The organism is Chthoniobacterales bacterium (assembly GCA_035274845.1).
GTDB lineage: Bacteria > Verrucomicrobiota > Verrucomicrobiia > Chthoniobacterales > UBA10450 > AV80.
Genome location: DATENU010000022.1, coordinates 323958 through 342677 on the forward strand (window position 1 = coordinate 323958; position 18720 = coordinate 342677).

Sequence of the window (18720 nt, forward strand, 5' to 3'; positions counted from 1 at the left end):
GTGGATGGGATTAACCGGTTCCGACGTCAATAAACGTGCAGACCGGCGTGCAGCTTCTCGAATTCGGCGCTTCCCAATTGAGCAGGCGCGGCGAATTCGCCCTTCAAATAGTTAAGGAGGCTCTCTTCAGCGTCGGAGAGGTCTCCTAGTTCGCCCATCAATACGTTCTTAACCGATTGCCTCGCCGCTTTGATGTCCTGATCCGGATACAAATATTTGCAGGCGCAAAGGCCAACCAGAATCCCTTCGTCTATGTGGTTATCGACAACAGTCGGAGTTTCCTCCGGCGTTGCGAGGCGCGGGAAGTATTTCGCTAGGAAGGCTTGCCATCTCGTGCGGACAGGCTCGGCTCCACGCTGCTTCATCGCAAGGTAGCGGACTCGATTCAGGAAGCGCTTGAGGGAGCGCGGCGTATTGCGTTTCCTCGAAATAATCGGCTGCCAGAGCCGCAGCGCCTTGGTGAACTCGGCTGAATCATAAACAACGTTTGCCGGAACCAGAAGCTCGCTCCAGACACCGGCGGCGAGCAAGAGCGCGATGAGTGGCCAGAGCACCCGGCTGCTGGTTATGTCCGGCATCGCGGAATCCAAAGTAGCCGCCGCCGAAGTGGAGGCCGGCACTGTGCGGACATCGGCCGGGGCTTGCGACGGCGTAACATTCTCGCCCTCGCCAGAAGAGAAAGAGGTTGTAATCGCGGCCGTAATACCCCGGTTTGGAAAAAGGATTTTGCCGGCGAAAAAGGCAGCGCCGATCAAAAACAAAGCCGTCATGCCAAGAAGAGCGGCCCGCCGCACCTCGGTATAGCGCAGTTTGCGGGCGCGCTGGCGGACGCCGGCCTCTTCATCGCGGGCGAGCAATTCACGTGACTGCTCGGAGGTCGCTTCGGGGACGGGAACTTCGATGTTGATTAGTTTTTCCAAATACTGCTGGGCGTACTCGGCGCGGCGTCGCTTTCGTTCCTCCTCTTGCTGGTCCGTTGTGCCAGTGCCTTGGCCAAAGACTTCTTCGGCCATGTCCTTGAATGCCAGGCCAACACATTGTTCCACGCGCTCGCGAGCCATTCCGATGACGATGAAACAATCGCCGCAGGTAATGAGAAAATTCACCGCTTCGAGCATCTCGACCACGCTGTCGGGATGGCAACGATCGAGGTCGTCGATCAAAATAAGCATGGTGCGACGATGGAAAGCGCGGAGCGCCCGGGTGACGTCCGCGAATTGTCGGGCGAACTTGTAGCGAAAACTTGTCTCCGCCTTCAAATCGCGGAGCCGCGGTCTGTGCGAACTGGTGGCGAGAAGACTGGAGGGATTCACTCCAAATGAACGCAGCGATTTGACCAGCGCGACAACGGCCCCGATCAGACTTGTAACAAAGACGAGCGCCGCGGGCCCGTGACTCTGGTCTTCCGGGTTGGTTCGGCTGGCGTCCGGCATCAAAACGTCTCCGAGCATCTGCAACGCGGCGGTAGTGAAGGTCGCCGGTTTCTCAGCTGCTTTCGCGACCGGGGAATTTGTATCGGGCCCGGCCGAAGATTTGACGCTCTTCGACGGCTCCGATTTTTTGAGACGGTCGCCGATGAAATCACCGATGCTGGTAGTGAACCCACGAAGTTCCCGCGCCACTCGTTCCATCCGACTCGGCTCGGCCGCGAAGTATCCGGCGAATCCCGCGAGAAGGACCCCGAGAAAGAGCGAGATGCGCCAATAACGGCGGGCCCGAAACCAAATCAGCGAAGCCCGATAACAAAAACCTTGGATGCTAAAGAGCGCGGGGATCGCCTGCGCCTGGATATTTTCCAGCAAAGCAGCCAGGAGGTGTTCCTCCTTTTGATGGTGCCAGGGATTGAACCAGACCGGCCGGAACCCGCGCGCTCGCAGATCGCCACGGAGCAGATTCATGAGGGAGCTCTTGCCAGTTCCCCACTCACCGGTTATGGCGATGCTCAGCGGTGGCGTGGTGTTCGCATTCCGCAGGAAGCGCGAGAGGCCCAGGGCGACGGCGTTGAATTGCAGCGGGGCCGGCTCGCCTGGCTCAATCGGTCGATCCGAAGCGAGAGTGTCGGCAACCGAGCTCTGCTCCTTAATTTCCGGGGATCGACGCAGAACCGGAACACAAAGCCCAAGGCAGACCAGGCAGGCGACATAATACCAAGGCGCGGGAAAACGACTATGGTTTCCTGCCTGTTGCCATTGCTTCTTGAGTTCAAGAGAAGGTGTTAACGCCAGCGGTCGCCATGACTTGCCCGCATCATTCGTTGCGTAAATGATTCCCTCGTCCCCAACTGCCCAGGCGTCATGGTCATTACCCGTGAACAGGATACTCTTGATCCTTTCGTCCGGAAGTGTTGGAGCATCGGCCGGACGTCGATCGAGCATTCGCATTTTCACCGGCTTTGTCGACGGGCCAATCCAGGCGATGTGCCCCAGGCCTTCGATTGGAATAAAAAAGGGCGGCACTGTTTTTTTCGCCTCCCAGTCCCCCCATTTCGGGCTGCTCTCGTTCACCCGGTAGAGCACGGAGTTGGAACCCCATGCCCATGCCTCCATAGTGGTGAAAAGAAAGGCACTCTGCACGGAGGGACGAGGAGCGGCCGACTTATACATCATGGTCAAATCTCCACTTCGCTCGCTCTTATAGAAGTCGCCGTTTTTTGCGAGAGCAACCAGACGTCTATGTGAATCAAAGGAGACCGCGAGAAAGTCTAGGTAAATACGAGACGGTTCAAATTGCCACGTTCGCCCACCATCTGTCGTCCGCGCGATCGCTCCCTCTCTCCCTACTGCGGCACCATGCTCCTTATCGTAGAATGAGATTGCCGTCAGATCCGGAAAGACAATAACGTTCGTGGAATCTAACTGCGGACCCGGCGTTACAGTGGGAGACGGACTTGGGGGAAGATTCCCTGCAGGACCCTGTCGGATGAGATCTCCGGACGAGTCCGGATGAATTGGACCGGGCGCTATACTTGGCGAGGGTGTGCTGTCCTTCTGAAGTAACGGTTCGTTGTTAGTCACACCAGTAGACGGAGGCATGATGGCGTTAATCTCGCGTTTTTCCCAGGTAAGTCCGCCATCCTTACTCGAGGCCAGCAAGCCGCGTGATCCTACGATCCAGAGCGTCTTGGTGTCCGGAACCAAAGTGATGTCCTGAATATTCGAACTGATAAAGGTCAGTCGCCGGATCGCATTGGTTTCGATCGGGTGTCTCCACCATGCCCAGGTGAAGGGCAGCGGCGCACTCAGTGGATCCGGCCGTGGCTGCTGCTGGAAAGCAACAACAGATGCCGTAATCGCCAAAACCGCGGCGAGAAGAAAATAGCCGCGCCGACGAAGAGCGGACAAACTGCGGCCACCGGCATTTGTCGACGCTGAAACTAGGGGCTCCGCCTCTTGCACTTGCGCAGCATGACTAGCTTAAGCGAAAAACGCGATATGATTCTGTATCTAGCGCGATATGCCCACAACAAGATCAACGCTCCGGCTCAGCGGAGGCCGAGCAGATGAAAGTCCACACCATGCTCGTCATCGGTAACCGCGATCTGGAAGCCAACGCGACCAGCGTTCGCGTCCACGGCAAAGGAAACCTCGGCGCCAGGCCGCGCGATGAAGTCATCGCCGATCTATTGAAATCGATCGGGAAGCGAAGCCGTTAGCTCGGGGGCCATTGACAGGCACCCGCAAGAATGTGCGTCCGCTAATCGGACACCGTCATGGTGCGCGCACCGGGTTCAGTTTTCGGATTCGTGATGCGGAAGAGCGCGGCCATCATGGCGCGGCCTTCCGGGGTAAAGATAGGCGCGTGACCATGGATGATTTCATCAGGCACATGAATCACCCAGTATGGCGTGGTCGGATTTCCCCCCACCTTTGTCAGACGCCACCATTTGAAATGATCCGGATTATCTCGGTCGGAGGTGGCAAAAACCAGTCCTCGCGGGTGCCGCAAATTCTCCTCGAAGGCAGGATTGCTCTCCGAGGGCGGTTCTGTCGCATTTTCCTGCCGGGTAAGCAGCGCCACGGACGAAGCGCTGTCGGGAGGATCAGAGGGAACGGTGTCGTGCGACCACAAATGAAGATTGTGACCGGGAGTTTGCGTCAGGTACTCGTTCTGATCCACCTGATGGCTCGCGTTGTCATATTTGTCGTCCCATTGATAACGCCGATGCGCGAATAGATTCGGGAGGAAGGTCCCCAGAGGGAAGTAGGTTTTCGTGGCTGTATCGGATTTGGATGTCATCGAAATGAGGAGCGGACGATCGGCAGTGACGGTTCCCCGATGCGGCATGCGCGCGAACATGTCCTTCATCTCCTTCGCATAAATGGATTCGGCTGCTGAATTCACCAGCAGAATCAGGTCGGCGGGCGCACTCACAGGCTGCCCGCGGCTCTGGACATCCTGGGCAAGCAGACTGCCGGTCATCGCCTGAGCCATGGCTTTCTCGAGCACCAGCGCGCCGAAGGAGTGACCGATAACGACGCATTTCGAACCTTGATGATATTTTCGCGCCTGTCGGATCAGCTGAAAGATTGTCTCGGTCACAGGCGTGCCCGCAACTCGAGTCGCGGCGCCTTTCCGATCTAGAAATGTCAGGTAATCGAGCGGACCCTGCACCAATCTACCCCGCCAGCCGATGTAAACGCCGTGCACTTGCAAATGGCGGGTGCTGTCGGACATGGCCAGCTCCGCGAGAAGACGTTGAAAAGTCTCCACATCCCCCGGATTCTTCCCACCCGGCTTGCGGTCCGCCGCGTTGTGGTGCCAGCCGTGAATGAAAAGGACCAGAAGAACCGGCTTCTTCGCATCCCGGATATACCGGCTCGTTTTCCCGAGTTGGCGCCGATCCCAGAAGTCGCCTTTCTCATCAAATTCGACGAACGAGAGCCGAACGGAGCGGTCGGACGAAACCATAGTCTCTTCGAAGTGAGGTTTCTGGCCGGCGTAGATATCGTCCGCAATGCCTCCGAGGCGATACGGCTGGTTGGCCACGCAGCCGGCTAGAAGCAGGACAAGGACGGACGCGGCCGTGGGACGGGCAGAAAAGAGAAAGGCTATAGGCATCGCTTCAAGAGCTGAGGGTTTGTTTTCGGCGGAACTCGCTTCCTTCTTACATCTTCCCGGAAACTCCGATCAAGAATATCTACGGGAAGCGAAGATCGAAGTTTCTGTTGTCGATCTTCAAACGAGCTACGCCGGCCATTCCCGCTCTGGCTCGCACCGAGCAGGTCCGCATCCTCCCGATCGGCGATGAGACGCCGTTCGTCGATTACGCCCGCTCACGGCGAGCTCCGCTCCTATCAAGTCAGCGTCCGCGTCAGCGGGAAAGGCAACCTCGGCGCCAGGCCGCGCGGCGAAGTGATCGCAGACATCCTGGCGTCGATCAAAGAGCGGCGCGCGACTTGAGCGGGGGGACACTCCTGTGCGATTCTCGACCTCCAGTCAGGCTTGAGGTCTTACGATTGGGCTTGGTTGCGTTACCGTACAAACACTAAAGTTCGAGTGATTCGAGACGACCAACTATGAAACCAATCCTGATCCTAATCGCCGCGATCGTCCTTGGTTTGAGCAACGACGCTTTCGCGCGCATCGGGCAGACCGAGGAGCAAGTCGGCGCGCTTTTCGGAAAAACCGATAGACGCGGGCAAGCCGGACAAAGCCGGCGTGACGACACACATATACAAGAACCCAAGCGGTGAGTATCATGCTCTCGTCCAATTTCTAAAAGGTCACAGCATCGCCGAAGCGTATTCGCGCGTGGATGGGGGCAAGCTCTCCGACAAAGAAATGTCGATCTTTCTCCAGGGAAATTCTGGCGGAAAGCAATGGATAAAAGACCCGGACAAGCTCGCGTGGGAAAGAAGCGACCATCGCGCAAAGGCGTGGTACGAAACACTTTCGGGACGGCCGACGCTGCTTATCCAGGCGAAGTAACATCAGCCGGGATTTAGCAAGGTCGCCGCGTAGCGAAGTGATTGCCGAAATCATGGACTCGATCAATGAACGCCGGGCAACCGACTGACGATTCGAATCCGTTCCCTCATTGTGACTGAATTGCTTCCACCCAAGACATGCGCACCAGGCCGCGCGGCCTGGTTCGCGATCGCGTGTTTGGTTTCGAGCGCGACGATGTTATTAGCCGCGGACCCGACGCCGACGCCATCCCCCACGCCGTCAGATCCCGGGGAGCGCGGCGACGCGGCGATGGACGCGAGGAATTGGGAGGAAGCAGTGAAAGCTTACAGCGAAGCGATTGAGCGCGAGCCGAAGAAGGCGGGGCGCTACCTCGACCGTAGCACTGCCTACGACGTGCTGGGCGACACCGACAAAGCGGTGGCCGACGCGAACAAGGCGATCGAGCTGGAGCCGAAGAATCCAGTGGCTTACGAAGTACGCGGCTGGGTTAAATATACCAAACGCCCGAACGCGGAAGCGATCGCGGACCTGACAAAAGCAATCGAGTTGAATCCAAAGTTCGCGCGCGCTTTGAACCGTCGCGCCCGCATTCTCACCGACGAAAACCGATCCAAGGAAGCACTCGCCGACGTCGAAAAGGCCATCAGCCTGGCCGAAGATTACGCGGATGCCTACACCACGCGGGGACGGCTTTATTTCCTCGAGGGCCAATATCGCAAGGCCATTGTTGATCTGTCGACGTCCATCGGGTTCGATCCGCAACTGGCGCGACCCTACGGGATGCGGAGCCGCATTTGGTCCTTCTGGAAAGACCACAAACGCGCCTTGGAAGACGCGGACCAGCTCGTGAAACTCGACCCGAAAAGCTACTATTCGTTTCTGGCGCGAGCTTATGCCTTGGATGGCGACGGCAAGTTTGAAGCGGCCCTGTCGGACGTCGAAGAAGCCCGGAAGATAAACGATAAGGCGGGGGACGTTTACGCTGAGAAAGCCTACTGCCTGCTTTATCTCAAGAAATTTGACGAAGCGATCGCGGAATCATCGCGAGCCATCGAGCTTCAGCCGAATTTTTCAGAAGCCCATCGCATTCGCGGAGGCGCTTTGCTGGAGAAAAAGCAACTCGATGGCGCTATCACTGACCTGTCGATCGCAATCCGGCTGAATCCGCGGGATGTCCGCGCGTTGATCGGGCGCGGGAGTGCTCGCTACCAGCGTTCTCAATTTGCCGACGCGCTGGCTGATTTCGACGCGGCGCTGAAGATCGATCCGACATCGTTCGAGGCCCGGTTGGACCGCGCGGACACCTACAAGCAACTGGGGCAGAATGAGAAAGCGAGCGCGGACTTCAAACAATTGGCGAGCACGAAGCCGGACCGGCCGGACGCCTATTTGCGGCGCGCGATCGCCTATGAGGGTGACGGACAATACGATGCCGCGATTGCCGACGCGCAAAAAGCGATGGAGCTCGATAGCAAGCTGACGGCGCCTGCTCTTATGCTCATGACGTTTTCCAAAAACAAAAAGGGGGATCGGGAAGGCGCGCTCGTAAGCGCGAACCGCTGGATCGAATTAGAGCCTTCCAACGCTAACGCATTCCAGGCCAGAGCCGGGGTGTTCGGCAGCCTGAAACGTCATCGCGAAGCATTGGAGGATTCTCGCAAAGCGGTGGAGCTGGCGCCGGCCGATCCGGTTTGCCGATTGAATAATGCCTACTTTCTCTCACGGGTTGGCGATTACGCGGGGGCTCGCCGGGAATTAGACGAAGCGGAAAAAATGGGCAGCCGTTTCGCCTGGTTTTATAACAACCTGGCCTGGCTTCTCTCGACCGCCGACGACGACAATATTCGGGACGGCAGGAAAGCGGAGGAAGCGATCAAGGAAGCGATGGAGTTGCTGCCTAACGAGGGACGCATCTGGGACACAAAGGCGGCGGTCTGCGCGGAGGTTGGCCAGTTCGATGAAGCCGTAAAGTGGCAGAAACGATATCTCGCTCTCAAGACGCTGACCTCGGAACAGCGAAAAGATGGCCAACATCGTCTCGATCTTTATCAAAAACATCAGCCCTACCGGCAAGCGCCGGGCCAGTAGCTCAGCCACGCGATGACCGCTGTGAGCAGGAATGAAATGGTCGAGCGAGCAACCCAAACCCGCTGATTGGAACCCGGCAGGGCGAGGCGTGTCGAATCCCCGCGGCAAAAAGAAGTTGTAATGGCGGGTGTCACCACCCGCAGTCATAGCAGATGCGGCTGGTGACAGCCGCCTCTACAACCAAAAGCGCTCCACCGCTCGGCTTCGATGGCGCACGCCGTCGTGCAACGCCTGATCGATACTGCGTTCAGCGAATGAACAGCCTTTAAGGATTCTCCTGGTGATACGGCTGGTGCTTTTCAAAGAGCGCCATGCGCTTTTGCATCCCCGCACCGATGTCGTCCGATTTCTCGTGTAGTTTGAGTGCTTCAGACTGCCGCTTGATGGCCTGGTCAAAATCTCCGACCTCAGCGAAGGCGGCGGCGAGCGTATCGAGAATTTCCGGATCTTTCCATTCCCGCATCTCGCAGGCTTTCGTCGCCAGATCGACGGCCCTTTTCCCATCGCGACATGCCTTGTCAGGACAGGTGGCGAAGAACCAGGCCGCGGCGTTCAGGAGCGTCGACTCGCCGTTGCCAAAGTGTTCAAGGGCATGCTGGTAATCGTCCCGGGCCTGCAAATATTCGCGCCGATCCGCCCGGAGCCGCGCCCGCGAATAATAGGGTTCGGCGGTCTCGGGACTGAGTGAAACCGCTGTGTCGGCGTCCTTCAACGCCTCGTCACTCCGTTTCAGACGCAACAAGACTCTCACGCGCCGCGTGTAGGCCGGCGCGAACTTGGGGTTCAAACGGATCGCCTCGTTGAGATCCGCCAGGGCGCGCTCCAGATCGTTGGCGGCGAGATAATTCAAAGCGCGGTTAACGAACGCTTGGAACAACTTCGGATTCAGCCGAATCGCTTCGTTGTAATCGCTGGTCGATTTCGCGAGCTCGTTCTTGTGCGCGTAGGCGTTGCCGCGATTGGTCAAAGCGTCGGCGTTGGTTGGCTCGAGTCGAACCGCCTCTTCGTAATCACGGAGGGCGCGATCCCAGTCCCCCTTGCCGGCATACGAGCTGCCGCGGATATCGAGAATGATTGAGGTCTGGAAATTATTCGGGTTCGCCTCGAGCGCTTTGTTACAGAGATCGATCGCTTCGTCATAACGACGGCTGATTTGCGCAACCTGCGCGGCGGAACGGAGCTCGGAGACCAGCGGGTTGGGATTACGTCGCCGCGGAGTCGAGTTGATAGCAGGAACTCTGGGAGCGAGTTGCATCGCGTGAAGAGCGTCCGCGTCGGCGCGAGCCGTATCCCCTTTCAACTGGTGAATGCGCGCCCGGGCCGAATAGGCCTCCGCCAGGTCCGAATTAATCGAAATAGCGGAATCAAAGCTGGCCAGGGCGCCATCCAGGTCGTGGAGCTCGAGAAGCGCGGCGCCGCGGCGAAAATAGGCATAGCTGTTCTTCGGCTCGCACCGAACGCATTCGTTGAAGTCCTCCGCTGCTTTCGCCCACTCTTTGCGCTGGCTGTAAATCAGGCCGCGATTGAAATAAACCCAGGCCGCGTTCTCATCGTAACGCAGGCACTCCGCATAATCGGCCAGAGCTTTGTCCAGCTCGCCCTTGAGGTGATAGGCGTAACCGCGGCTCCCATACGTTTCCCCGTTTTCAGAATTAAGCCGAAGAGCTTCTGAATAATCGCGGATGGCATCCGCGTACTTGCCCGTCTCCGTTTCAGCATAACCGCGCGCCGAGTACACCCATGCCGCCTTCGCCGCGGTCAAGTGCAGCGCGAAAGCTTTGTCGAAAAGCGCGAACGCTGTTCCGAAATCGCGTTGGGCGAGGGCGTCGCTCGCCTTTTGCAAGGCGCGGTCCTGGCTACGATTGAGCAAGGACCAGTAGAGCCCGAACGCGATCCCGCCGGCGCCGAGAAGCAACACCATCGCGGCACCGGCCAGGAGAATTTTCGCGGATCTGCTCATGCCCGTCGCTTCTTATTCGAAGCGTGACCGCGGCAGACCGCGTTTCTCTGCGCTGACTTATTTCTTTCACTCCACAGTCTCGGAAAAATGCGTTGGGCGAGGTCTGGGCGCGCATCGAAGAAAACAAGGAGGGCGGCAAAGAGGATCGGAAGGATGAAGAAGCCGCGCTGGCCGAAATTGCTCAGGAAATAAGAGAGCGCGACGTAGGTGGCGATGATGGTCACCTGGGCGGCGTTGGCGGCTTTTGAGCGACGGCGATCGGCCTCGATGTCACCAATGACCGGCGTGGCATGGGGAGATGTTCCAAGCTCGCCTGGTATCGTTACGGCTTCAAAACTTTGCTGGGCACGCACGCCGGTCGCCAGCGCCATGGCGCCAGCCGTTATCCAAAAGCTCGGACGCGAGAGAAGTGCAGGCAGGTCTCCAGCCGTCGCCAAACCGAAGATCAACGCCGGCATTCCGATTGGCACGCTGATGATGGCGGCAACGATTCCGAGAAAAATGGCCAACCCAATAACCGCGGTTAGGCGCGAAGCCAGCAAGGTAGCTCGTGGGTCGACCGTGGTTGGATCGCTCCGGTCCCGGGTCGTGGCCACGATCAGCATCAAACCGAGCGACAGATCGAATGCGGTCAGGAGCAGGTAATTCGTGATGCTCCCGCGCCAAAAATAAAGAGGGAGCAGCGGCAGCGCGTGGCGCAGGACGTCCAGCGCAATCGCCGCTGTTCGTCCCGTGCCAGTCTGGTTTGGTTGAGCCAACGCCATCGAAAAAGGTTAACACGGAATGTGTCCTCCTTGCAGGCGAACGATGTCTTGCAAAGATGCAGCGATGAAATACTTCACCGCTCTGGTTGCCGGACTGCTGGTGACGCCGCTTTTCTTGGCCAAGGCTGAAAATGAGAAGGACGCCTCCGAGAAATTTGCTGCGCTGGAAAAACACGCTTCAGCGCGGATTGGCATCGCTGCATTTGATGTTTCGCGGAACAAACGGATCGAATATCACGCGGACCAACGCTTCCTAATGTGCAGCACGTTTAAGGTGCTGGCGGCGGCAGCCATCCTGAAACGGGTGGATGAGAACAAGGAGAAGCTCGATCGGTTTGTGCGCTACGACGAAAAGCAGCTGCTCGAGCATGCGCCGGTCACGCGTCAGCATGTGAAGGAAGGCGGGATGACTTTGGACGCGCTCTGCGCGGCCGCGATTACGCAGAGCGATAACACCGCTGCCAACCTCCTGCTCGACGCGATCGGCGATCCCAAAGGCGTAACGGAACTTGCCCGGGCCCTGCGCGATAATTCCACGCGGCTCGATCGCATGGAGCCGGAGCTGAACACCGGGAAGGATGGCGACGACCGCGATACAACTACGCCCGCCGCGATGGGCCGCGACCTGGAACGATTGCTGACCTCGGATTTCCTCACTCAAGCTTCGCGGACACGCCTGGAAGGTTGGATGCAGGCGAACCAGACCGGAGCAACGCTGATCCGAGCGAGCGTGCCGAAGGATTGGAAGGTCGGCGATAAGACCGGCCGCAGCAGCAACGGCGCTACCAATGACATCGCCATTTTGAGGCCGCCTTCGGGTGGGCCGGTGTTTCTGTCCATCTACACAATCGTTCCCGCCGTTTCATCTGAAGAGCGCGACAAGCTGGTGGCCGAGGCGGCGGAAATTGCGATCGACCTGCTCAGCAAATAAGAGCAAAAGCAGCTTCGGTTAACCGCGGATCGCGCGGATGACACGGATTTTTTCTTAATTCCCCCTCCCAGGCATCCGCGTAATCCGCGTAATCCGCGGTTTTATTTTTCTTCCTAATTGTGGGGCGTCCGCCGCGGCGGACGCCGCGCACCCAGATGAGGTGTCTCATTTCGGGCGTGCCTTGCCAGGCCCGGGATTGCTAACCTGCGTCGGATGCACCCGATCACCACAGCCGTAATCTCCGTCTTGTTTGCCGCCGCGGCCCACGGCGCGAACCCATTTCTCAGCGCGTCGAACGATAAGCCGATTTTAGCTCAGTTCCGCGGGACGGAATGGGGAGAGCATCTCGCGGACGACAGCCCCTTCTCCGCTCGCGGGGTCACGACGCGGGTAGCTAAAACTGCCTGGGGCGCGGTCTTCAAAATTGAATTCGTCGACCTGAAATCGAAGGCCGCAAAGAAACGGGAAATTCCTCCTCTCTATTTCATCGTGACCGACGAGCAGATTGTCTTGCTGAACGAAGAGAATAACGACGCAGCGGTGAAGAAAATCGAGCAGCTGACTTCACCGCCCCCGTTCGAGCCCGACAATGTTTACGGCATCACAAAAGGAGTCGTTTCGCGCGAAGACGGACTGCGCGAAACCAAGATCGAGGTCAAAGGCGATCTCTGCACTTATCTCTGGAGCCACAATTCCGGCCACTTCACAAAACTCGTCTGGAAGAAAGGCGTCGGCCTGGTCGAGTATGGCAGCGGCTCCGGCGCGCAGGCGGACGGCTACCGCCTAAAGCGCGCGAAGTAGCCGCTGGAGACGGCACGCCTTCGTGCCGTCAGCTGTCGCGAATCATTCGTTAACGTTATCGAGGCCGGCGAATTTCCAGCCGGCGGCGGTTAGCTCAAAATAGTAACGAATCGGGGTGTTTTCTAGGTCCTTTGGCGTCGCCTTAAAAGGACAGTAAATATCGTAATCCTTGGCGGACTGTTTTTTTGGGTTAGCCTTGGCAAAACATTGGGCGGCATTGGCTTCACCGTTAAAGACTTCATCGTAGCGACGGAGAAGATCCGCTTTGTCTTTTACTTTCTTTTGAAGGTACGGCATCGAGAGCGGGAATTTTGTCATCGCCACGACGGCGGCCCTATCACCGGCGGTGACAGCCGATTTAAACTTCTTCCAGAACGCCGGAAAATCGGCCTGGGCGAACACATTCGAGGACATCAGCAGAATCAGACATCCGGCTAAGAACGATTTGGTTTTCATGGGCTTGTCTCGCCTCTTCGAGGGCGGCGAAGATATTGGCGAGGCGCAACGAGGCCTCCTGAATAAGCTCGCGCTTGGTCGTGTCGGTCAACTGCGCGAGGGTGAGATCGAGGGCGCCCGGCCAGTCGCGCATCCGCCAGAGAGTCATCGCGCGCAGATTGCGAACTTCGGCGGCGTAACGGCCCTTGGGAAATTCACGATCGTAATCGTCGAGCGCACCGAGGACGCGCTTCGGGTCGAACTGCTCACGCTGATACAATTTCTGCTGGATCTCGACCAGCGCATCTTTCGGATCGACCTCAGCCAACGGCACGCCGTTACGGGTGTAGTAGGGACGTGAGAGCGCGTGCACCGAACGGGCCAGGACGAAAACCGCGGCCTCGCGCTTCTTGCTCTTTGGATATTTCGCCAAAAAATCGCGCGCCATTTTCTCCATGCCGGCATGATCGCGCGTCGTGTAAACCGAATGGCTGTCGGGTTCCTTCGCGTCGGCCATATCGGTTTCCACCTCGACGCGGTTGCCGGCTTTCAGGGCCAGCAGGGACATCTCGAGATAATCGGCGATCGGCTTGTTCGCCGGATCGCTTTGCGCCTGCGCGATTTCTGCGGCGACCGCTGCGTCGGTATCCTCTTTCGTCGAAATGGGAGGCGGCCTGTGCTCCGACAAATTCGTGCGGTGCAACACGTCGAGCCGAATGTTCACGTAGGTCTGCTGCATTTTCGGAGTGAGATTCGGCTCGGAGAAAAACTGCGCGAGGTCGTCGAGGAAGTTGATCCAATAAGAATCGCCCGTGTCCGTGATCGCCCCCTGGGCCTTGGCCTGGAGCTCGCGCACCATCACGCCCGTGCTGGCGATGTCTCCCTCGTGGAGATGATCGCGCATGGCCGCGACCCGTTTTTGGATGTCGCTCCATGCTTCCTCAGGGTTCTGGTTGTCGCCCGAGGTAGCCTTCTCTTCCGGCGCGAGCCCGCCGAAATCATGGATCGGATAGCCCATGATATTCGCGTCCCGCAGATCCGTATCGTCCTCCCAGTTGGTTGCGTTCGTATTTTCCGCGGAGGGAAAACTCCAGTAAGCGGCCAGTCGCGTGGCTTCTTTTGAATTCGGAGATTCGGTGCGGAGCCGCTGATAAATTTCGCGCGAAACCGCTTCGCCGTTTATCTCTCGCGCGAGCTGCTCCGCGTAGTCGGAAGCGCGCGCGAGTTTCGGCATCGCTTCGAGCGCTTTCCAGCGCGCCTCCGCGGAAATGGGCGACCCAGGGCGGGCGCGGGCCGCGTTCATCCACCAGCGGGACGCGTGACGCAGCTCATCGCGTTCGGCGAGCTCGGCGTCCGGGTTCTTGATCCCCATTGAGCGGGCGTTTTCGCGGCGATGAGTGAGGGTGAGCGCAGGGTTTACCTGCAACAACGCGACCGGCCTTTCCGCGACCTGCTCGGGACGCTCGTGATTGTAGGTGACGTTGTCGGCGCCGGCGTTGGCGTCGAGCGGCACGCGCAACAGCTTCCCGCGCGCCTCCGCCCACGTGTTTGCCAATTGCAACATTGGCTCGGCCTTGTCCCCTGCCCCGCTCGTCGCCGCGGCGGTCAGCTTTTCCAACTGCGCCGCGATCGTTTTCGCTCCGCCGTCATCGAGAAATTTCCGGGCTTCGGCAAAATTCTCCTGCGCGAGATAACGTTCCGCGATGATCTGCCGGAGTTCCTTGCGCGCGCTTTCGGCGAGGCGATCGCTTGTCGCGGCGGTCACCAGCTCCGGCAGCGGCGCGAAGTTGAGCAAGGTATCGATCGCTTCCTGGATCTGCTCGAACTCGGCCCCGGTGATGTTTGGATAGATCGCGCTAGTCCTCATTTTCCAATCGCTGACTGAGTAGCGGTAATTGGTGCCGTCGACGAACCGGCCTGTTTCGAGCTGGCTCCGCTCCTCGATCGGTGCCGGCGTTTCCTCTTCTTTCTCCGCGTTTTCTTCAGACGGGGTGGCGCTTGGCGACGGCGCCGGCGCCGTCTTGTTTTTGTCGTTGATGGCGAGCAATTGCACCAGTTCGACGAACGCCTCGCCCGCCTGGTGATTATCCTGGAGCGCCAGACCGAGCCGGAGGCGCACGCCGAGCGTGAGGGGGCCGTCTGGAAAATTCTTCAGCAACTTGCGATAGGCCTCAATCGCGTCCGCCGGTTTTTTCGCGCGCTCGAACGCGATCGCCCGGACGAACAACAGATCGTCACTTCTGTCGAGCTGTGCGGGCGAGAGATTCGTCAGCTGCAAGGCTTCGGCTTGATTTCCGGACGCGCTCGCCGCCTGGGCGAGAAGCGCCAGGTAGCGTGGCTGCCAATCGCCGGCCTTGTAGAGGTCTTTTTGTTGCGCGACCGCCGCGGCGATCTTTGGCAGGACGATACGCCGCCATTTTTTCACGGTCGCCGGCGGATCGTACTCGCCGTTGTAATTGTCCGCCTCCGGCGCGCTCAGAACGAGATAAGCAAATCCCATCGCGATGCGCGGATGGCGTGCGACCAAAGTATAGGCCGCCGGCGCGTCCGGCTTCGCCGCGATGATGACCAGGCATTTTTCGCACATGTATAACGCCGACTTCAGCGTCTCGGGGTGTCCGGGGGTCTCGGCTTGCGCGATGTAATGCTCGAGGGCCTTCAGATAATCGTGGCCATCGAAAGCGAGCGCGCCGAGCCAGCCGAGCGCGTCGGCATCGTAGCGCCCGCGCGGATAAGCAGTTCGGAATCGGTCGAACAGGACCTGGGCATCGAGCCGAAGCTTGGCGCCTTTGCGTTCGTCGTCAGTCTTGCTGGAAGAGTCGTTATCGCTTCCGCGGCGCGAATCGAAAAAGGAGCAGCGCGCGAGGAGGAATTGCGCGGCTTCGGCCCGCGGATGTTTCGGAAATTCCTTGAGCACGCGTTCGAACCACGGCCGGCACTTGTCGCGATCGCCCTGGACGTAGGTCAGGGCGCCGGAGAGGAAGAGCCAGTGGGCGCGCAGTCCGTCTTTTGCCGCTTTCGCTTTCTCCTCCAACTCACCAGCCGCCCCCGGCGGCGTCGATGGCGTCTCCTCCTCGTCCCAGCGGTTTTTCTTTTCCGTAGGGAAGCCGAAGTAGTGCCGGTGCGCGACACGCCATTTGAGGTAATCAGCCGCCGCCGCGCGGTCCGTGGCTGAGCCGACTAGCAAATCGCGCACGTCCTCCAGCAAATTGCACCACCATTTCGCGTTCTCAGGATCGCGGCGCGCCTGGGCGAGCAGTTCATCCACCTTCGTCGTGAGCGCGGCCGGCGATTCGGTCCGGAGCTGATCGGCGATCGCATTTAACTCGCCCTCGAAGTCGGGCGCTTTGCCGTCGTCTTTCAGGTCCGGTGACGTCTCAAGGAAAATTTCGCCGAGCGATTTGCCGGGAAGACAGTCGAGAGTTTCGCCAAGGATGATGGCCGGCTGATCGAATTCGCCGCCGCCGGTTGCCTGCGCGAGGCGGAAGGCGAGACAGATCACCGCCGCGCAGAGGAAAAAGGATCGAATTCTCATGGTGTCACTTGTTGCCATTGCGATTGCGAAGCGAAATTGAGGATGCGCCATTGAGCTTGCGAAAAGTTCGCCGCCGGTGCGAGCCGAATCGGTCCGGTCCGCAGCGCCTGGCGGGCCCGCAGGTGACTGAACCAAAACGTCAGCCGCGTGGCCAATTGAATCGGCGCCGCCCGTCCATCGGCTTCGCCGGTTACCCGCCAGAATTCGCCCTCGCCGGCATCGCGAAAAACCGGAGCTGGCGCTTCGATTTGCAGGACGTAGCCGCGTTCGCCGGCGGTAGCGGAAAACACGAGATCGGCGTCGCTGTTATTCAGCAGCTCGATTTGGGACGTCTCCGGATTTACATGGACTGACAACTGCGGCGCGGCGTCGAGATGTCCAAGCTGGCGCAACGACCAGCCGCTCGGGTCGGTCGAATCGGGAAATCTGAAGTAAACCACGCCGCGCGCGTTCGTTTTCTGCGCTGCCGACACGGCACGCGAGAGCGCGGCCCGATCGGGCAACCGCGCCGTGACCAACTGCCCGGCGCGAACCACCGCGTTGTCCACGCGAGTATCGCGTTTCGCCCGCAGCGTGGTCACGCCGAGGTTGGTCGGCGCGACAACCTCGAGGGCGCTGCTGAAACAGACATCGTCCCAGTTCCAGTTGCGAACGTGACCGCGCGACTTGCCGTCGGGATCAAACACCGTCATGCGTGCGAATACCGGCAGGCCGACACGCCATGGAATTTGGACCTCATTCCACTCCGACAAATATCGATCGATTTTGTCCGGCACAATTAACGGCAACGGCGGTCCTCCCTTCGGATCGGGTTCGAAATCGTAGAGCATCACGAGCAGCTCGTCCGCGGCGCCGCGGAACTCGCCGGCGCCGGAGCTGTGCGCCCAGTGCGGCAGGGCCGTGATCGTCACCCGCGGCACGAGCTTGTGAAGCTGTCTCAGAGTCGCCGCGTAATCGCGAAGCAATCGATCGGGCGCATCGTAATCGATCTGCAATTCATCGGCGCCCCTGGTTGCGGCCGTCAGGGCCGAGAAAAGAGACTCGTTGGCTTGCGCGGTAAATGGGTTGCGCTCCTGCGATTCCAGGCGCACGACCGGAACGAAGCGCAGTCCGGCGACGTTCGGCGGCAGATCAAAGCGCGCGCGCCACCGCCAGTCCGCGCCGCTCTGGACCAGCTCACCGATTTGCCAGTGGATCGCGCGCACACCTTGGGCCTCGAGTTCCGCCAACTCTTGCGCGCTTGCTGGCTCGTTCCGCTGCCACGCCCAATACTCCGTGTCGAACCCGAAAGCCGCCGCGCTGCCGAGACTCAGGAGTAACAGCGTGAGGCAGCAATTCTGAAGGCAAGTCCGAGTCACGCCTACGGACTCATCAGCCTTCGCAACGCATCCTCGAAAACCGATGCCGTTTGCGGCAACGGCACGCAGGCTTCGAAATGGCCCGCCTCAGCCAGCGGCAAAATCTCTGCGTGATCGCCCGCCTTCTTCGCGGCTTCGACGTATTCGCGGACGGACGCCGCCTCGACGATCGGATCTTTTTCGCCCTGGATGAAGATTTGGCGAACGCCGATCGGCAGCCGCTGGCTCGGAGAGGTCTCGGCGTAACGCGACGAAACCTTATCCGGCCCGCCGCCAAGCAAAGGTTCGACGGAAGAGTGACAACTGTTTGGCGGGCCGATCCGATATTTTTCCAGGTTGGTTATCGCGGCGAGTCCGAGGACGCCCTGGATCGCGACAGGATTTTCACGGTAAAGCTCGCTGGATTTCGGAAGCTTTCCCCGGCTCGCCAGCCAAAGGGCCAGGTGGCCGCCGGCTGAATGTCCGGTTGCGAAAACTCGTTTCAGGTCGAGGTGCGCTTTCTCGGCCATTCCGCGAAGCGCGTCGGTCCCGTCAGCGACGTCGAGAAAAGTGCCGGGCCACCCGCCACCGGCGTCGCCCAGGCGCCGATACTCGATCGTCCAGGTCGCGACGCCGTGTTCGGTCAACCATTCGGCGAGCCGCGTCATGTAAACGTAATCGAACTCATTCTGCCAGCAGCCGCCGTGAATCACAATCATCACTGGAAACGGACCCGGACCACTCGGAACGCGGAGCTCGCCAAATTGCTGCGGTCCATTGCCGTAAGTGATGCGTTCCCCGGCCGCCGGCAGCGGCATTCCGCCGAGCTCGGACCAGGTCAGGGTCTTGGCGTCGAGGTTAATGTGTGGCGAGGTCATGGTGATAAATACCAAAGCCCGGAGAAATTTTTTCATTTAACGCCGCGCAATTTCACAGTCTGGGTAGTCATTTGTACCCAG

General features: G+C 59.3%; 14 protein-coding genes. 6 read left to right on the top strand and 8 right to left on the bottom strand.

Annotation, left to right across the window (positions count from 1 at the left end):
- Positions 1 to 26: 26 nt before the first annotated feature.
- Entirely contained in the window at positions 27 to 3341 is a 3315-nt protein-coding gene (locus VJU77_17495; protein HKP05148.1) for a P-loop NTPase fold protein, read from the bottom strand.
- 110 nt (positions 3342 to 3451) lie between these two features.
- Between VJU77_17495 and VJU77_17500 the strand changes: the two genes are divergently transcribed.
- On the top strand, positions 3452 to 3652 hold the full coding sequence (locus VJU77_17500; protein ID HKP05149.1) for a His/Gly/Thr/Pro-type tRNA ligase C-terminal domain-containing protein: 201 nt from the start codon (positions 3452 to 3454) through the stop codon (positions 3650 to 3652).
- Positions 3653 to 3693: 41 nt separating this feature from the next.
- Here the strand turns inward: VJU77_17500 and VJU77_17505 are convergent, their stop codons facing one another.
- Entirely contained in the window at positions 3694 to 5058 is a 1365-nt protein-coding gene (locus VJU77_17505; GenBank protein HKP05150.1) for a hypothetical protein, read from the bottom strand.
- A 186-nt stretch (positions 5059 to 5244) separates the two neighbouring features.
- On the opposite strand from VJU77_17505, the gene VJU77_17510 reads away from it, so the two are divergent.
- From VJU77_17510 to VJU77_17520, 3 genes are all read left to right on the top strand, one after another.
- Positions 5245 to 5400 carry a hypothetical protein gene (locus VJU77_17510; GenBank protein HKP05151.1) on the top strand — a complete coding sequence of 52 codons (156 nt, stop codon included), beginning with the start codon at positions 5245 to 5247 and terminating at the stop codon, positions 5398 to 5400.
- Positions 5401 to 5658: 258 nt separating this feature from the next.
- A complete protein-coding gene (locus VJU77_17515) occupies positions 5659 to 5928 on the top strand; it encodes a hypothetical protein (GenBank protein HKP05152.1) in 270 nt (89 codons plus the stop codon).
- Between the two features lie 195 nt (positions 5929 to 6123).
- Entirely contained in the window at positions 6124 to 7998 is a 1875-nt protein-coding gene (locus VJU77_17520; protein ID HKP05153.1) for a tetratricopeptide repeat protein, read from the top strand.
- 265 nt (positions 7999 to 8263) lie between these two features.
- Here the strand turns inward: VJU77_17520 and VJU77_17525 are convergent, their stop codons facing one another.
- Both VJU77_17525 and VJU77_17530 read right to left on the bottom strand, forming a co-directional pair.
- Positions 8264 to 9958 (bottom strand): tetratricopeptide repeat protein, encoded by a 1695-nt coding sequence (locus tag VJU77_17525; GenBank protein ID HKP05154.1) that lies wholly within the window; start codon positions 9956 to 9958, stop codon positions 8264 to 8266.
- The gene (locus VJU77_17530; protein ID HKP05155.1) at positions 9955 to 10722 is read right to left on the bottom strand and encodes a hypothetical protein; all 768 of its coding nucleotides are present in this window, start codon (positions 10720 to 10722) and stop codon (positions 9955 to 9957) included. The genes VJU77_17525 and VJU77_17530 overlap by 4 nt, the downstream gene beginning before the upstream one ends.
- Before the next feature lie 64 nt (positions 10723 to 10786).
- Here VJU77_17530 and bla point away from each other — a divergent pair, with 64 nt between their 5' ends.
- Entirely contained in the window at positions 10787 to 11653 is an 867-nt protein-coding gene (gene bla, locus VJU77_17535) for a class A beta-lactamase (protein ID HKP05156.1), read from the top strand.
- Positions 11654 to 11866: 213 nt separating this feature from the next.
- Positions 11867 to 12454: a hypothetical protein gene (locus VJU77_17540; GenBank protein ID HKP05157.1), complete on the top strand. Its 588-nt coding sequence runs from the start codon at positions 11867 to 11869 to the stop codon at positions 12452 to 12454.
- Between the two features lie 42 nt (positions 12455 to 12496).
- Here VJU77_17540 and VJU77_17545 read toward each other — a convergent pair whose 3' ends face one another.
- From VJU77_17545 to VJU77_17560, 4 genes are read right to left on the bottom strand one after another with little or no spacing between them, the layout of a single operon-like run.
- On the bottom strand, positions 12497 to 12910 hold the full coding sequence (locus VJU77_17545) for a hypothetical protein (protein HKP05158.1): 414 nt from the start codon (positions 12908 to 12910) through the stop codon (positions 12497 to 12499).
- Positions 12813 to 16424, bottom strand: coding sequence for a hypothetical protein (locus VJU77_17550; protein HKP05159.1), 3612 nt, complete (start codon positions 16422 to 16424; stop codon positions 12813 to 12815). The genes VJU77_17545 and VJU77_17550 overlap by 98 nt, the downstream gene beginning before the upstream one ends.
- The gene (locus VJU77_17555) at positions 16421 to 17782 is read right to left on the bottom strand and encodes a DUF3142 domain-containing protein (GenBank protein HKP05160.1); all 1362 of its coding nucleotides are present in this window, start codon (positions 17780 to 17782) and stop codon (positions 16421 to 16423) included. The genes VJU77_17550 and VJU77_17555 overlap by 4 nt, the downstream gene beginning before the upstream one ends.
- A 2-nt stretch (positions 17783 to 17784) precedes the next feature.
- The gene (locus tag VJU77_17560; GenBank protein HKP05161.1) at positions 17785 to 18675 is read right to left on the bottom strand and encodes an alpha/beta hydrolase; all 891 of its coding nucleotides are present in this window, start codon (positions 18673 to 18675) and stop codon (positions 17785 to 17787) included.
- Positions 18676 to 18720: the final 45 nt, after the last annotated feature.

Excerpts from the sequence above, each read along its gene's own strand:
- VJU77_17505 (HKP05150.1), bottom strand. The coding sequence starts at position 5,058 with ATGCCTATAGCCTTTCTCTTTTCTGCCCGTCCCACGGCCGCGTCCGTC.
- VJU77_17510 (HKP05151.1), top strand. The coding sequence starts at position 5,245 with ATGAGACGCCGTTCGTCGATTACGCCCGCTCACGGCGAGCTCCGCTCC.
- VJU77_17520 (HKP05153.1), top strand. The coding sequence starts at position 6,124 with ATGTTATTAGCCGCGGACCCGACGCCGACGCCATCCCCCACGCCGTCA.
- VJU77_17525 (HKP05154.1), bottom strand. The coding sequence starts at position 9,958 with ATGAGCAGATCCGCGAAAATTCTCCTGGCCGGTGCCGCGATGGTGTTG.
- VJU77_17530 (HKP05155.1), bottom strand. The coding sequence starts at position 10,722 with ATGGCGTTGGCTCAACCAAACCAGACTGGCACGGGACGAACAGCGGCG.
- bla (HKP05156.1), top strand. The coding sequence starts at position 10,787 with ATGAAATACTTCACCGCTCTGGTTGCCGGACTGCTGGTGACGCCGCTT.
- VJU77_17540 (HKP05157.1), top strand. The coding sequence starts at position 11,867 with ATGCACCCGATCACCACAGCCGTAATCTCCGTCTTGTTTGCCGCCGCG.
- VJU77_17545 (HKP05158.1), bottom strand. The coding sequence starts at position 12,910 with ATGAAAACCAAATCGTTCTTAGCCGGATGTCTGATTCTGCTGATGTCC.
- VJU77_17550 (HKP05159.1), bottom strand. The coding sequence starts at position 16,424 with ATGAGAATTCGATCCTTTTTCCTCTGCGCGGCGGTGATCTGTCTCGCC.
- VJU77_17560 (HKP05161.1), bottom strand. The coding sequence starts at position 18,675 with ATGAAAAAATTTCTCCGGGCTTTGGTATTTATCACCATGACCTCGCCA.